We start from the raw sequence: 13,871 nt of genomic DNA, 5'->3' as shown, positions 1-13,871 counted from the left end.
CGTCATGCCATGTCAGCGCTTGGCCTGCCGTTCTCCACCACATAACTCGCTGCCGTGCCCATCCGTCCGTCAGGCCGATCAACCTGATCCAGCACCTTGATGTCAGCGATGCAGTGCCGCCCGTCAGCCCGGTAGAGCTGGTAGCCGCGCTGGTTGTTCAGCAATTGAAGGAGGGGATTATGGTCCGACGTGCGCCGCTGGTGTGCCTGCCGTTCAGAGCCGCTGCCGCCGGAGGTGACGGATGTCGCCAGGAATTCGGTGGCGATGGGCGGGGAGAGCGGATCGTCCGGGTTGCCGGGCAGGGTGCCCACCACATGCTGGTGCATGTCGCCGCTGCCGATCACCACATTCTTCAGACCGCGGCCGTCGATCAGGCCCGCCATCCTGTGCCGTGCCGCGCGGTACCCGTTCCAGTTGTCCACGCTGTAGACCGGCTCCGCCGCACCGTCATGGCGCACATCGAACGGCATCATCGGCACCTGTTGCGCGATGAAGTGCCAGCCCGGGCCGGCCGTCATGCCGAGTGCCAGCTATGCCCCCTGCTCCGCCCCCAGCATGGTCCGTGCTGCGTCATAATGTGGCTCGCAGACCAGGTCGCTGCCCCGCGTCTCGCACAGCTGGTTGCTGCGGTACGATCGCGTATCAAGCACATGCATCCGCATCAGCGTGCCGAAGTCGAACCGGCGAAAATAGCGGGCATCGCTGCCAGGTCGCATGGCCGGGCGCACCGGCATGTGTTCGTACCACGCCTGCAGCGCGGCCGCCTCGACGTTACCGACCAGGCAGGTCGATGCGATGCGGAACGCCAGCGCATACAGACTGGCGGGCCGCTACTGTTCGCAATAGGCCAGCAGCATGTCCGGTTGGCGTCAACGATAGCCCGCGGCCTGAAGCTCGAACAGTTCGGCATAGCGGCCACCGGCGGCAAGCAGATCGCCATGCGTGCCGGATGCTTCCACCCGTCCGTCGGCGAGCACGAGGATGCGGTCGGCCATGCGGACGCTGGAGAACCGGTGCGAGATCAGGATCGCGCTGCGTCCGGCGCTCAGTTCCTGGAAGCGCTGGAACACTTCGTACTCCGCCCGTGCATCGAGCGCGGCGGTCGGCTCATCGAGGATCAGGACCTCGGCATCGCGCATGTATGCGCGGGCGATGGCCATCTTCTGCCATTCACCGCCAGACAGGTCGACCCCGTTCCGGAACCGCTTGCCGATCATCTGGTCGTATCCGTTCGGCAGCTTGGCGACGACGCTGTCGGCGAGCGCGGCGGAGGCGGCGGCCGCGATCCGCGCGCGATCGTCACGCGCCTCGATCCGCCCGACGGCGATATTGTCGGCAGCCGGCAGGTTGTAGCGCACGAAGTCCTGGAAGATGACGCCGATCGCGGCGCGCAGACCCTCGAGAGCGTACGCGCGCAGGTCCCGCCCATCGAGCAGCACGCGACCTTCGACCGGGTCGTAGAGGCGGGCGAGCAGCTTCACGAGCGTGGTCTTGCCGGCACCGTTCTCGCCGACCAGCGCCACCACCTCGCCCGGCGCCAGGCTGAAGGACAGATGGCGCACCGCCCACCGCTCCGATCCCGGATAGCGGAAGCCGACATCCTCGAACACGAAGCCCTCCTGCATCGGCTGCGGGAAGGGCAGCGCGTCCTCGGGCGAGCGGATGCCGGGCTCTGTCCGCAGGAACGAGAAGAGATCGTCGATGTAAAGCGCCTGTCCGGCGGTCGAGGAAAAGCCGGTCAGCAGCCCTTCCAGCAATCCTCGCAGCCGCAGGAACGAGGCGGCAAGGAAGGTCAGGTCGCCGATCGTAAGGGCCCCGGTCACCGCGCCCCAGGCGATGTAGGCGTAGGCTGCGTAATAGGCGATCGTGCCCAGGGCGGCAAAGACAACGCCCCACACTGCGCGACGCAGCGCCAGCTGGCGGCTCGCATGGTAGGTCTCGCGCGAGATGGTGCGGTAGCGGTCGATCAGGAACTGGCTGAGCCCGAAGATCTTCACCTCCTTGGCGGTGTCCGCGCTGGCCGCGACCTGGCGGACATAGTCGAGCTCGCGCCGCTGCGGCGTGCGCACGTAGCTGAGCGCGTAACTCAACGCATTGAAGTGCGCTTCGCCGAGGAACGATGGGACCAGCGCGACGGCGAGCAGCACCATCAGCCACGGCGCATACACCACCAGGCCAGCGGCAAAGCTCGCCACCGTGATGATGTCCTGCGCCTGCCCGAACAGCTGCCCCATCAGCGACATGCGGCCGCTCGCCTGCATGCGGGCGCGATCCATCCGGTCCTGGAAGGCGGCGTCCTCGAAATCCGCAAGGTCGAGGGTGGCAGCGTGCTCCATCAGCCGCACGCTGGCGTCGTTGCTGACGCGATCGGAAAGCAGTCCGTCCACCAGCGACACGATCCGGCCGAGGAGGTCGGACGCGACCGCCAGCGCGAACTCGGCCAGCAGCAGCGCCTCCAACCGACCGAGCAGGCCGGAGCTCAGCCAGGCGGACAGGTCCGCTGGGGGCGCCGCGACCTGGGTCAGGGCCACGACCTCGTCGATGATCAGCTTGCCCACGAACAGCATCGCGACCGGCAGCAGCGCACGGACCAGCCGCACGGCCAGCGTGGTGGCGGTGAGCAGGCGGCTGGTGCGCCACACCATGGCCAGGAACGGCGGCAGGTTGCGCAGCGCACCCAGCCGCTCGCGCCAGGTGGTCGGCCGGGCCGGCATGCCGTTGCGACCCGGTCTTGCGCCCAGGGCCATCTATCGGGTCCCACGGGAATGGGCAGGGCGTGCGGAGGAGGGGCATGCGCCAGGCGAGGCAATGGGGTGCATGTCCGAGCGATACACGTCCGGACATGCCATTGTCAGGCCTGCGCTGCCGCGTCCTGCCGCAACCGGCGGTTCCGGACCGGGTTGCCCCGGACCGACAAACAAGGGTGCCGCGATCAGTCCAGCTGCCGGCGCATCCGCCTGGCCCGCGTCTGCGGGCTGGGGTGGGTCTGCAGCAAGGCCACGCCGCCCGCACCGCCGCTGAGCGCCGCCAGCTTGTCCATCGCCGATGGGCAGCCCTGCACGTCATAATTGTTGTTGCGCATGAAGGTCAGGGCATAATCGTCGGCAGCGGTCTCGTCCGCCTGCGAATATTGTGCGTCGATCACCTGGCCGACCAGCTTGCCCAGTTCGGAATCCGCAAGCTGACGAACGTCGCCGCTCGCCGTGCTGGCGATGCTCAAGGCGGCGTCCTGCTGCAGCGCGCTCTTCATGCGCTTCACGGAGTGCTCCAGCTTCACATGTCCGATCTCGTGGCCGATCACGCACTGGATCTCGTTGTCCTCGAAGCCATCCATCAGACCGGCCATGACGCGCACCGTGCCATCGCCCATGGCGAAGGCGTTGACGTCGGCCACCCGGTAGGCCTTGATGTCCAGATTGAGCCCGTCATAATTGTCGAGACCCGCGGTCAGCGCAGCCAGGCGCTGCGCGTAGGGATCGTCCGGCGGTGCCACCGGGTTCATGCGGTCCATCTCGTCGGACATCTGCCCGAACATGGCGACGATCTCCCCATCCGAGACGGTGACCGCGTCGGCAATCTTTTTGACCGAATTGAGGGCGTTCCCCAGATTGAACTGCGCCTGCAGCGGCACTGTTGTTGCAATCGCGGCAGTCAGCAGGACAACCTTGCAGAACGATACGGTTTTCGTCTTCAAGCTCACAAGGAACCTTTCTCAGTTCAACGTCCGAATTACGGCGGCTGTGATCGCCCGGGCATCATGACTGGTCAAGCCACTAAACTTGTCCGGGGCCGATGGCGGGACATATGCCCACCTCCACGTCCCATGCCGGGTGCTCCGGTCACCAGCCAGCCACCTGCGCCCATACCGCCGGTCCTGAGCCACCTCGAATGTCCGGTGCGACGGTTCTTGAACACGGTCACCAAGCGACATGAATTCTAGTCCGGAGGTCGCGGCGAGAAGGGCGGTCTGATCGGCGTGAAAGGCGCCTCGCCGCAGATCTGTCAGGCGCTGGCCAAGACGGTCCGTTGAACATGGCCACCCCTGCGGCTACTGCTGCCATGTTCCGGATCAATCGCCATCCCATGTCGAGCTGGCGAGACCCGGGCCTGCAGGTAGGAATGAATATGAAGTTCTTGATGGTGGCGGCTCTGGCACTCGTTTCTGCTGGGGCGGGGGCGATACAGGCGCAGGAACGCCCGGCCACATTGATGGCGACGCCCGGTCAGGATACGCCGCCAAAGGAATGGATCGACCAGACGACCGGCCACCGCATCGTCCGCATCTCCGATGAGGCTGGCAGCAGCAGCAACTATTTCAACGTCAACAGCTACACGCCCGACGGGCGGTGGATGGCGTACAGTTCGCCCAGCGGGATCATGGCACTGGACCTGGGCAGCTTCCAGTCGAAGCTGATCGTGCCGGGCGGCGTCAGCCTGCAGTTCGTCGGTCACAGGACGGGCGACGTATATTACATTACAGGCATCGAGCAGACGCAGGGGCACGACGCCAATTCGGCCCACACGCCGGGCGCTGCCGTACCAGTGCGCAACACCGCCCGCCGGGAGCCCCGAGCGATCATGGCGTACAGCTTCGCGACCGGCCAGTCGCGCATGATCACCACGCTCGACCCCGAATATTCCGTCGCCACGATCAATGCCGACGAGACGCTGTTCGCCGGAGCCCGGATCACGGGCGGTGCTGGCGTCGGCGAGAACCCCGGCAGCGTCATGGCCAATCGCGATCCGGCGGACGAAGTCGGACCGAACGGGGAGGACCTGACCTATGCCGAAGGGCGCGAGGTCCAGATCAACCGGCGGCTGACGATGAACATTCCGATGGAGATCTTCACGATCAACATCCGGACGGGCGAGAAGAAGACGGTCACGGCATCCACCGACTGGCTCAACCACCTGCAGTTCTCGCCCACCGATCCCAACCTGCTGCTCTACTGCCATGAAGGCAACTGGCACGTCGTCGATCGCATGTGGCTGGTACGCGTCGATCGTCCCGACACGCCCAAGCTGATCCATACGCGCACCATGAACATGGAAATCGCCGGCCATGAATGGTGGAGCCAGGATGGCTCGACCGTGTGGTACGACCTCCAGACCCCCCGTGGGGAGGATTTCTGGGTCGCCGGCTACAATGTCGAGACTGGCAAGCGGATGTGGAACCATCTCGATCGCAACAGCTGGGGCGTCCACTTCAACAGCAACCAGGACGACACGCTGTTCTCCAGCGATGGCGGCGATGCCGAGATGGCTGCACATGCGCCCGACGGGAAGTACATCTGGTTGCTCCGCCCGCGCGCAATTCCCGATGTGGCGGGGATCCATGCGGCCAACAGCGGCAGCCTGATCACGCCCGGCGTGCTCGATCCCGAGCAGCTGGTCGATCTGCGCAATCACGATTACCGGTCGGAGCCGAACGCAAGCTTCACGCCCGACGGCAAATGGCTCGTCTTCCGCTCCAACATGTGGGGCCCCGGGCACGTCTACGCAGTGGAGCTGGCCGGTCCTTCCGGCACCGGTGAAGCAGATGCGGTGCCGACAAGATAGGGCAGTCAGGCAGGGGACCTTGCTGGCAGCCGGGCACGTGAAAGGTTGCCCGGAACAGGGTTTGTTACAAACTGTTGCAGAGATGGGAGTATGATGTCGCGGTGACCTGCCGCGCGCGCCCGCAGTCGCAGGAGTGCCGAGATGACAAGAGTCCCATGGTCCGCGATCGCGCTGGGTGTAGTGATCGGGATCATCGGCGTGGTGCTTGCGATCGGCGGCGTCTGGCTGGCGGTGCTCGGCGGCTCGCTTTATTATCTCATCACCGGTGGCGCCATGACGGTGTCCGGCTGGTGGCTCCTGAAGGGGCAGCGGCGCGGCGGCTGGCTGTATGCCGGCATCGTTGCCGTCACCGTCCTCTGGGCCTTCTGGGAAACGGGAGGCCTCGCCTGGGCACTGGTGCCGCGTGTCATCGCGCCGCTTGTCCTGCTGTTCCTGCTGATCCCGGTCATGGCGATGCTGACGGCGCGGCCGGATCGCTGGCGCATGGCCGGCGTGACTGCGGGCATCCTGCTGCTGGCATGTGTTGGCGGCGGGTTCGCCTTCACCCACGGTTACGACACGCCGCCGACCGGACCGCTGCCGGCATCGCGGGCTCCGGGCATGACCGACCCGTCGCTGGTGGCCACGGGTGGCGACTGGCCCGCCTACGGTGGCACCAATGCCGCGCGCCGCTACAGCCCGCTCACGCAGATCACGCCGGAGAACGTCGGCGGGCTGGAGCGTGCCTGGCTGATCCATACGCGGGACCTGCCCTCCAGCGTGGCGGAGGGTACGTACGGCGCGGAGAATACCCCGCTGAAGATCGGCGACACGCTGTATATCTGCACGCCCAAGAACATCATGCTGGCGCTGGATGCGAGCACCGGGGCGGAACGGTGGCGGCATGACCCGAATGTGCCGGACGAGAACATTCCCTACACCGCCGCCTGCCGCGGCGTGGTCTATTACCAGGCCCCCGGCCTTGCTGCCGATGCGCCATGCGCGACCCGGATCATCGAGGGAACGCTGGACGCGCGGCTGATCGCGGTGGATGCGCGCACCGGCCGCCGATGCCCCGGCTTCGGCCAGAACGGCCAGACCAGCATCACCACCGGGATGGGCGATGTGCCGCCGGGTTACGTCTCCATCACGTCCCCGCCGACGCTGGTGCGCGGCGTGCTGGTGGTCGGCCACCAGGTCTTGGACGGGCAGGATCGCTGGGCGCCTTCGGGCGTGATCCAGGGCTTCGATGCCGTGACGGGGGAGCTTCGCTGGGCGTGGGACATGGTGAACCCGCAATGGGATGGCCTGCCGCCCGCCGGGCAGACCTTTGCCCGCGGCACGCCGAACATGTGGACCACCGCCAGCGGCGACGAGCAGCTCGGGCTGGTCTACCTGCCGATGGGCAATTCCGCCGGCGACTATTACAGCAAGAGCCGCCGCCCGGCGGAGAACGCCTATGCCACCTCCATCGTCGCGATGGATGTCGCAACCGGAAAGCCGCGCTGGAGCTTCCAGGCGGTGAAAAAGGATGTGTGGGATTACGACTTCGGCGGACAGGCGACGCTGATCGACTGGCCGGCGGCGAATGGTGGCGCTGCCGTGCCGGCGCTGCTGGTGCCCAGCAAGCAGGGAGACATCTATGTGCTGGACCGGCGGACCGGTCGTGCGCTGACGCCGATCGGCCAGATCCGCGTGCCCGGCGGCGGCGTGGAGCCGGACCAGCGCAGCCCCACGCAGATCGTTTCGCTCTGGCATACGCTGCGCAAGGAACCGCTGACCGAGCGGGATATGTGGGGCATGAGCCCCATCGACCAGATGGTGTGCCGCATCCAGTATCGCCGTGCATCCTATCAGGGCTTCTTCACGCCGCCCGAATCCGGGCAGCACTCCATCACCTATCCCGGCTACAATGGCGGGACCGACTGGGGCGGCGTGGCGGTGGACCCGGCGCGCGGGATCATCGTCGCCAATTACAACGACATGCCCAACTACACGACGCTGGTCCCGCGGGAGGAAGCCGACAAGCGCGGCTGGGCACCGCGTGACCAGGCGCGGGGTGATATCGGTGGGGCAGAAGGCGCGGGCGATCCGCAGGCCAACACGCCCTTCGCCGTGGACGTGAATGCCGGCTGGCGGCTGCCCTTTACCGGCATGCTGTGCAAGCAGCCGCCTTATGGCGGCATCCGCGCCATCGACATGCGCACCGGCAAGACGTTGTGGGATCGTGCCCTGGGCGAGGCGCGGACCAACGGGCCCTTCGGTGTGCCTTCGATGCTGCCGGTCCGCATCGGCACGCCCAACAATGGCGGCGCGGTGGTCACGGCCAGCGGTCTGGTGTTCATCGCCGCGGCGACGGACAACCTGATCCGGGCGATCGATCTCGATACCGGCAAGGTGCTGTGGCAGGATGTGCTGCCCGCGGGCGGACAGGCGACGCCGACCGTCTACGAGCAGAACGGCCGGCAATATGTCGTGATCTATGCCGGCGGGCACCACTTCATGGAAACGCCCGTGGGGGACGAGGTGATCGCCTACGCTCTGCCGCAGTAAGGCCCGAGCTTCGCCTCAGGGTTCTACCAGGCGCGACCAGGCCTCCGCCATCTCGCGTTCGGACGTGGGGACGTCGAACAGGATCCGCCGGGTCTTGAAGTCGATCGCGATGCGCCGGAGGAGCCGCAGCTCGCGCATGCCCAAAAACATCGCTGGCTGATCCTCCAGATCGAGCGCACGGAAGACCGGGGAGGGGGTGAAGACGATCGGTACGCTTGTCAGTCGCAATCGCCCGATCTCGGCGCTCTCGGCGATATGGATATGTCCGTAGGCGATGGCGCCATTGATGTCGGTGAGCTCCAGTCCCTCACGTTGTCGCGCCCGCAGGCGACGGGCCAGCGCCGCGTTGCCGACGCTCACCTCGGCACCGGTGTCGATCACCACGGAGGTGCGGATCCCCTCGATCCGGGTGTCTGTGATGATCAGCTGGCCGGATCGCGCGCGTGCGCGCACGACGATCTCGTAACCGCGGCTGCTCTTCGCCTCCTCGGGCGTGGCGATGGTCATGGTCCGGCGGGTGAAGTCGAACAGCACGCGCTGGCCTTGCAGCGCATCGACGCCGAGTACCCCGTCCGCGCCGCCGATATTCTGCCCTTCCACCAGCACGGCGCGCAGCTCGTCAGTCCGGCGCTGGCCGATCATCAGCCCGGTCATGGCGACGGTGTGCGTGGCGAGGCGGCTGGCCACGCCGATCAGCGTGACCGGTTGCCGATCGGACAGACCGAGCGCGTCCGCCATCTCGCGCGAGAGCACCGTCGCCTGAGAGCCGGTATCGATGAGGAAGTCGTAAGCGCCGGCATCGCCGATGGTCACGGCCACTGTCGGCCGGTCGTGGCGATCGTAACCGAGCGCCATCAGCTCGGTCGCGGGTGGCGGGGCGGGGGCCGCGGTGACCGGGTCCTGCGCAAAGGCAGGGACACCCACGCCGAGCATGAGCCCGGCGGTGAGCGCAAGAACGCGCATGATCCTCTCCTGCCCGGTCACATCGGCCGGGCTTGGCGCAAGGATATCACGCGCGGAGGCGCAGCCCTACAGCCAAGATCGGGTGTCTACAGGCGGGACCGGGCGCCGGCAGGTTGCGCCGCGGGCCACTAGGCGGATGCAATACGCAGTGCGAGAGCTGCGAGCGTGATGAGCAGGACAGGCACGGTCAGGGTCACACCGACGCGAAAATAGTAGCCCCAGCCGATGCGGACGCCCTTCTGGCCGAGCACATGAAGCCACAGCAGGGTCGCAAGCGAGCCGATCGGGGTGAGCTTGGGGCCAAGGTCACAACCGATCACGTTGGCGTAGATCATGGCCTCCCTGACCGCGACGGTCGCATTCGTTGCGTCGATCGACAGCGCGCCGACCAGCACGGTGGGCAGGTTGTTCATCACCGATGACAGCAGCGCGGCGATCACCCCCGTCCCCAGCGCCGCGCCCCAGACGCCGCCCTGTGCCGTCCGGTCGAGCAACACGGCCAGGCTGTCGGTCAGCCCTGCATTCCGCAGGCCATAGACGACCAGGTACATGCCGAGGGAAAAGATCACGACGTGCCACGGCGCACCGCGCAGCACCGTGCCGGTGTGGATCACTCCGCCTCGCCCGGCGATCACCAGCAACACGGCCGCTGCGGCGGCAGCCACGCCGCTGACCGGCACGCCGAGCGGGAAGAAGCCGGCGAGCAGCAGCCCCAGGACAATCCAGCCACCGCGAAAGGTTGCGGCATCGCGGATCGCCTCGTGCGGCGCCCGCAATGCACCCACATCATAGACGCGCGGAATGTCGCGGCCGAAGAACAGCAGCAGCGCGCCCAGCGTGGCAGCAACCGCCACCAGGTTCACCGGCATCATCACGCCGGCATATTCGGCGAAGCCCAGACCGAAGAAGTCGGCCGACACGATGTTGACGAGGTTGGATACGACCAGCGGCAGGCTGGCAGTGTCGGCAATGAAGCCGGCCGCCATGACAGAGGCGAGCGTCGCCTTCGTGCCATATCCCAGCGCCCGCAGCATGGCGATGACGATCGGCGTCAGGATCAGCGCGGCACCATCATTGGCGAACAATGCGGACACGGCGGCGCCGAGCAGGACGACCAGCGCGAACAGGCCCAACCCGTTGCCCCGTCCCCACCGGGCGACATGCAGCGCCGCCCATTCGAAGAAGCCCGCCTCGTCCAGCAGCAGGCTGATGATGATGATCGCCACGAAGGCGCCGGTCGCATTCCAGACGATGTCCCACACCACCGGCACATCCGACAGCGAGACCACGCCGGCAAGCAGCGCCACGATCGTGCCGGCTGTCGCGCTCCAGCCGATGCCGAGGCCCCGTGGCTGCCAGATGACCAGCGTGATCGTGGCGACGAAGATCAGGACCGCGGGCAGCATCAGGCGGTGGGCTGGCCCGCAGGAAGGAGATCAAGCACCGCCTCGGACGGACGGCACAGCTTCACACCCAGGGGCGATACGACCAGCGGGCGATTGATGAGGATCGGGTGCGCCACCATGGCATCGATCAGCGCGTCATCCGACAGCGATGGGTCGGCGAGGCCCAGCTCCGCATACTTCGTTTCCTTCTCCCGCAGCAGGGCGCGGGGCGCGATACCGGCGCGCACGATCAGGTCAGCCAGCAGGGCTCGGGAAGGCGGGGTTTTCAGGTACTCGACAACGTGCGGCTCGATGCCGGCATCGCGGATCATCGCCAGCGTGGTGCGCGATGTACCGCAGGCAGGATTGTGATAGATGACGATATCGACGGCCATTGCGCATCCTTTCAGCAGCAGGGGTAAGTTCGGCAATCGGCGGCGCGCGCCGGTCTGGCGAAACGGCGCAGCAAGCCCCGACCAGGAACGGCGTCGATCGTCTCCCGGTCCGTTCTAGCCTTGCACCGGGGCCGTACGGTTGTCAGCCTTTGCGCCCGAAACTTCATCGGTCAGCGTGTCGAAGGCGTTCTCCAGGAGCTCTACAAGCGTCCGTCGTTCGCCTTCCATGCCGAGTGCTTCCGTGGCCAGCCGGATAGCTCCGATCGCGACCATGGCAACAAGCCGGAGCGCCATGGCGCGCGGCGGGTCGGGCCATCGTTCGCGGAGTGCAGCGTCAAGCGTGCGCTCATGCTCGACATAGCTTGCCTGCTTGCGCGCCTGTACGGCGGGGCTAGACCGCATGAGCCGGTCGATCGCCACCATGTCGTCCGCCGGTATCTCGGCGCAGGTCGCGATCACTGCGCCACGAACAGCATCGAGGGGCAGGGCCGCGTCGCCTGCCTGGCGGATCCGCTCCGCGATCATCTCGCCCATGCCTTGCTGGAGCGAGAGGAGGATGTCGTCCTTCGACCTGAAATAATGGAAGAAGGTGCGGCGCGAGATCCCGGCCATCGCCGCGATCTCGTCCAGCGTCGTCGCATCGATACCCTTGTCTACGAACAGGCAGATCCCCGCATCGGTGATCCGCCGCCGGGTCTCCTGACGCTTGCGCTCGCGCAGGCCTGATAATGGCTGAGCCTCTTTTTCCGGCACGGTCATCACTTCACGCTTGATTATTGCACTGAGTGCAAGCTACTTGTTGCACTCAGTGCAGATAGCAGGAACGACGACGATGCGAAAGTGGACGCTTGAGGACATGCCCCGGCAGGATGGGCGAGTAGCGGTGGTGACCGGCACGGGCGGGCTCGGGCTGGAGGTGGCACTGGCGCTTTGCCGCGTCGGCGCAGAGGTCGTCATCGCCGGACGTGATCCGCGGAAAGGCGCCGAGGCGATCGCCCGGATCGAGGGACAGGTGCCGGCGGCACGTGCACGCTTCGAGCTGCTGGACCTCGCCTCGCTCGCATCGGTCATGCGCTTTGCCGAGCGGTTGCCGGCACAGGACAGCCATATCGATCTGCTCGTCAACAATGCAGGCGTGATGGTACCGCCGGCGCGGCAGCAGACTGCGGACGGCTTCGAGCTGCAGTTCGGTACCAATCACCTCGGGCATTTCGCACTGACCGGGCAGTTGCTGCCGCTGCTGCGTGCGGCCGGCGGCGCAAGGGTCGTTTCGGTGTCGAGCGTGGCGGCCCGATCGGGATCGACGGACTGGGACGACTGGAATGCCGAGGGCGGCTACTCTGCCATGCCGGTCTATGCGCGCTCCAAGATCGCCTGCCTCATGTTCGCGCTGGAACTTCAGCGCCGCAGTGCCGCGGCCGGGTGGGCCATCAGCAGCATCGCCGCCCATCCTGGCGTCGCGCGGACGGAACTGCTTCACAACGGACCGGGTCGCGGCAGCTTGCACAGCCGTGTGCGATCACTCCTGCCGTTCCTCTTCCAGCCCGCGGCCCAGGGCGCACTGCCCTTGCTGTTCGCGGCAACGTCGGCCGATGCCAGGCCGGGCGGCTATTACGCTCCCGACCGGCTTGGTGAGACCCGCGGCTATCCGGCGGATGCCAGGATTCCCCGGCAAGCGCTGGACCAGACCGCGGCCGAACGCCTGTGGGCAGTGTCGGAAGGCGCGACCGGCGTGCGGTACTGACCAGGCGGATGCAGGGCTGCGACCGTGCTGACGGAACGAGGCGTGAGCGCCTATCCAGCTTTCGGCACCAGCCGCAGCAGGCGTCCGTCCGTGCGATCTTCCGCCAGCCAGAGCGATCCGTCGGGCGCTTCCACCGCAGCGCGCATGCGCTCGGGGAAGTCATACCGCGCCCGTTCGGTGAACTGCGCGCCATCCCTGGCCAGGATCAGCAGCGACTGGGTGGGCATGGCCGGCACGATCGCCGCACCACGCCACTCCGGCCAGCGCGCGCCGGAATAGAACATGAGGTCGCCCGGTCCAATGATCGGATTCCAGCTGAGCACCGGCGGGCGGAACTCGGGCCGGGTCGCGTGGTCGGGGATCGGCGTGCCATCATAGCCGTCACCGTTGGAGACGATCGGCCAGCCATAATTGACGCCTCGCTCCACCAGGTTGAGCTCGTCGCCACCGGCGGGACCATGCTCCAGATCCCATAGCCGGCCATCGGGATCGAACGCCAGGCCCAGGATGTTGCGGTGGCCATAGCTCCAGATCTCGCGCGACACGCCGCCACGATCGGCGAACGGGTTGCCCTCGGCCGGCGTGCCGTCAAGGTTCAGCCGCAGGACCTTGCCCAGATTGGTCGCCAGATCCTGTGCCGGGGCACCCTGATCCCGCTCGCCTGACGCGAGATACAGGTACTTGCCATCCGGCGAGAAGGCGATCCGGTGGGAGTAGTGATTGCGGCCTTCCGTCTTGGGCTGCTGGCGCCAGATCACCTCAAGCCCGTCGATGCGGCATGACAGGGTACTGGCGCAGGTCAGCTGCCCGCGGCCCATCGCCGCAGCGCGTGTGTCGCCGTCTCCCGCCTCGGCCCAGGTCAGATAGATCGTCCGGCCCGACAGCACCGAGGAGCTTTCCCCGGGCAGGAAGGCGACGTCGCCCAGCCCGCCCTGCTTGCCATAATCCACCTCCGGCAGACCGGTCACCGTGCCGACCTGTCCGCCGGGCAGTGCCATGAACTTCAGCGTGCCGGGCTTCTCGGTCACGAACAGCGTCCGCGTGCCGGGCGCGAAGGCCAGCGCCCATGGCTGGTCGAACGCACCATGGGCCGTGACGGTGAACGGCGCGGTTGCCGCCATCTCCACCGGCTCCCCGCCGGCCACGCGCATCAGCGGCTCGGCAGATGCAGTGGCGCCCGGCGCGGCACCCTCCGGGGAACCTCCACAAGCCGCAAGGCCAGACAAGGCAGCCGCAAGGCACAGAGTTGTCATGAGTGTTCGCATGAAAGCCGATCCTTTGTGCATCTGCGGA

Annotated in this window: 10 protein-coding genes and 1 pseudogene; 3 read left to right on the top strand and 8 right to left on the bottom strand. The window is 66.9% G+C overall.

Annotated features, from left to right (window positions below):
• Positions 1 to 2 precede the first annotated feature (2 nt).
• The 3 genes and pseudogenes from PK98_RS09315 to PK98_RS09305 all read right to left on the bottom strand — a co-directional run bounded on the left by PK98_RS09315 (position 3) and on the right by PK98_RS09305 (position 3,694).
• A pseudogene (locus tag PK98_RS09315) lies at positions 3 to 782 on the bottom strand (alkaline phosphatase D family protein).
• A gap of 87 nt (positions 783 to 869) precedes the next feature.
• Positions 870 to 2,714, bottom strand: coding sequence for an ABC transporter ATP-binding protein (locus PK98_RS09310; RefSeq protein ID WP_039095954.1), 1,845 nt, complete (start codon positions 2,712 to 2,714; stop codon positions 870 to 872).
• 218 nt (positions 2,715 to 2,932) lie between these two features.
• Positions 2,933 to 3,694, bottom strand: a complete 762-nt coding sequence (locus tag PK98_RS09305; RefSeq protein ID WP_152608575.1) for a M48 family metallopeptidase — start codon at positions 3,692 to 3,694, stop codon at positions 2,933 to 2,935.
• A gap of 431 nt (positions 3,695 to 4,125) precedes the next feature.
• Here PK98_RS09305 and PK98_RS09300 point away from each other — a divergent pair, with 431 nt between their 5' ends.
• Both PK98_RS09300 and PK98_RS09295 read left to right on the top strand, forming a co-directional pair.
• Positions 4,126 to 5,559, top strand: coding sequence for an oligogalacturonate lyase family protein (locus PK98_RS09300; protein ID WP_039096586.1), 1,434 nt, complete (start codon positions 4,126 to 4,128; stop codon positions 5,557 to 5,559).
• A 141-nt stretch (positions 5,560 to 5,700) separates the two neighbouring features.
• The gene (locus PK98_RS09295; protein WP_039095952.1) at positions 5,701 to 8,091 is read left to right on the top strand and encodes a membrane-bound PQQ-dependent dehydrogenase, glucose/quinate/shikimate family; all 2,391 of its coding nucleotides are present in this window, start codon (positions 5,701 to 5,703) and stop codon (positions 8,089 to 8,091) included.
• Between the two features lie 15 nt (positions 8,092 to 8,106).
• Here PK98_RS09295 and PK98_RS09290 read toward each other — a convergent pair whose 3' ends face one another.
• The 4 genes from PK98_RS09290 to PK98_RS09275 all read right to left on the bottom strand — a co-directional run bounded on the left by PK98_RS09290 (position 8,107) and on the right by PK98_RS09275 (position 11,593).
• Positions 8,107 to 9,054, bottom strand: coding sequence for a retropepsin-like aspartic protease (locus tag PK98_RS09290; RefSeq protein WP_152608574.1), 948 nt, complete (start codon positions 9,052 to 9,054; stop codon positions 8,107 to 8,109).
• A 128-nt stretch (positions 9,055 to 9,182) separates the two neighbouring features.
• Complete coding sequence (locus tag PK98_RS09285; protein ID WP_039095944.1) at positions 9,183 to 10,460, bottom strand: arsenic transporter; 1,278 nt, start codon at positions 10,458 to 10,460, stop codon at positions 9,183 to 9,185.
• Entirely contained in the window at positions 10,460 to 10,834 is a 375-nt protein-coding gene (gene arsC, locus PK98_RS09280; RefSeq protein WP_052208269.1) for an arsenate reductase (glutaredoxin), read from the bottom strand. The genes PK98_RS09285 and arsC overlap by 1 nt, the downstream gene beginning before the upstream one ends.
• Before the next feature lie 114 nt (positions 10,835 to 10,948).
• Positions 10,949 to 11,593 (bottom strand): TetR/AcrR family transcriptional regulator, encoded by a 645-nt coding sequence (locus tag PK98_RS09275; RefSeq protein ID WP_052208267.1) that lies wholly within the window; start codon positions 11,591 to 11,593, stop codon positions 10,949 to 10,951.
• Between the two features lie 73 nt (positions 11,594 to 11,666).
• On the opposite strand from PK98_RS09275, the gene PK98_RS09270 reads away from it, so the two are divergent.
• Positions 11,667 to 12,578, top strand: coding sequence for an SDR family oxidoreductase (locus tag PK98_RS09270; protein ID WP_039095943.1), 912 nt, complete (start codon positions 11,667 to 11,669; stop codon positions 12,576 to 12,578).
• A 50-nt stretch (positions 12,579 to 12,628) separates the two neighbouring features.
• Here the strand turns inward: PK98_RS09270 and PK98_RS09265 are convergent, their stop codons facing one another.
• Positions 12,629 to 13,729: a PQQ-dependent sugar dehydrogenase gene (locus PK98_RS09265; RefSeq protein WP_235425442.1), complete on the bottom strand. Its 1,101-nt coding sequence runs from the start codon at positions 13,727 to 13,729 to the stop codon at positions 12,629 to 12,631.
• Positions 13,730 to 13,871: the final 142 nt, after the last annotated feature.

The organism is Croceibacterium mercuriale (assembly GCF_000802385.1).
In the GTDB taxonomy this organism is placed as follows: Bacteria; Pseudomonadota; Alphaproteobacteria; order Sphingomonadales; family Sphingomonadaceae; genus Croceibacterium; species Croceibacterium mercuriale.
Note: the sequence above shows the minus strand (reverse complement) of the source record. Positions and strands in the feature narration are given on the sequence as shown.

Coding starts and splice junctions, on each gene's coding strand:
- PK98_RS09310 (WP_039095954.1), bottom strand. CDS start 2,714: ATGCCGGCCCGGCCGACCACCTGGCGCGAGCGGCTGGGTGCGCTGCGC.
- PK98_RS09300 (WP_039096586.1), top strand. CDS start 4,126: ATGAAGTTCTTGATGGTGGCGGCTCTGGCACTCGTTTCTGCTGGGGCG.
- PK98_RS09295 (WP_039095952.1), top strand. CDS start 5,701: ATGACAAGAGTCCCATGGTCCGCGATCGCGCTGGGTGTAGTGATCGGG.
- PK98_RS09290 (WP_152608574.1), bottom strand. CDS start 9,054: ATGCGCGTTCTTGCGCTCACCGCCGGGCTCATGCTCGGCGTGGGTGTC.
- PK98_RS09285 (WP_039095944.1), bottom strand. CDS start 10,460: ATGCTGCCCGCGGTCCTGATCTTCGTCGCCACGATCACGCTGGTCATC.
- arsC (WP_052208269.1), bottom strand. CDS start 10,834: ATGGCCGTCGATATCGTCATCTATCACAATCCTGCCTGCGGTACATCG.
- PK98_RS09275 (WP_052208267.1), bottom strand. CDS start 11,593: ATGACCGTGCCGGAAAAAGAGGCTCAGCCATTATCAGGCCTGCGCGAG.
- PK98_RS09270 (WP_039095943.1), top strand. CDS start 11,667: ATGCGAAAGTGGACGCTTGAGGACATGCCCCGGCAGGATGGGCGAGTA.
- PK98_RS09265 (WP_235425442.1), bottom strand. CDS start 13,729: ATGCGCGTGGCCGGCGGGGAGCCGGTGGAGATGGCGGCAACCGCGCCG.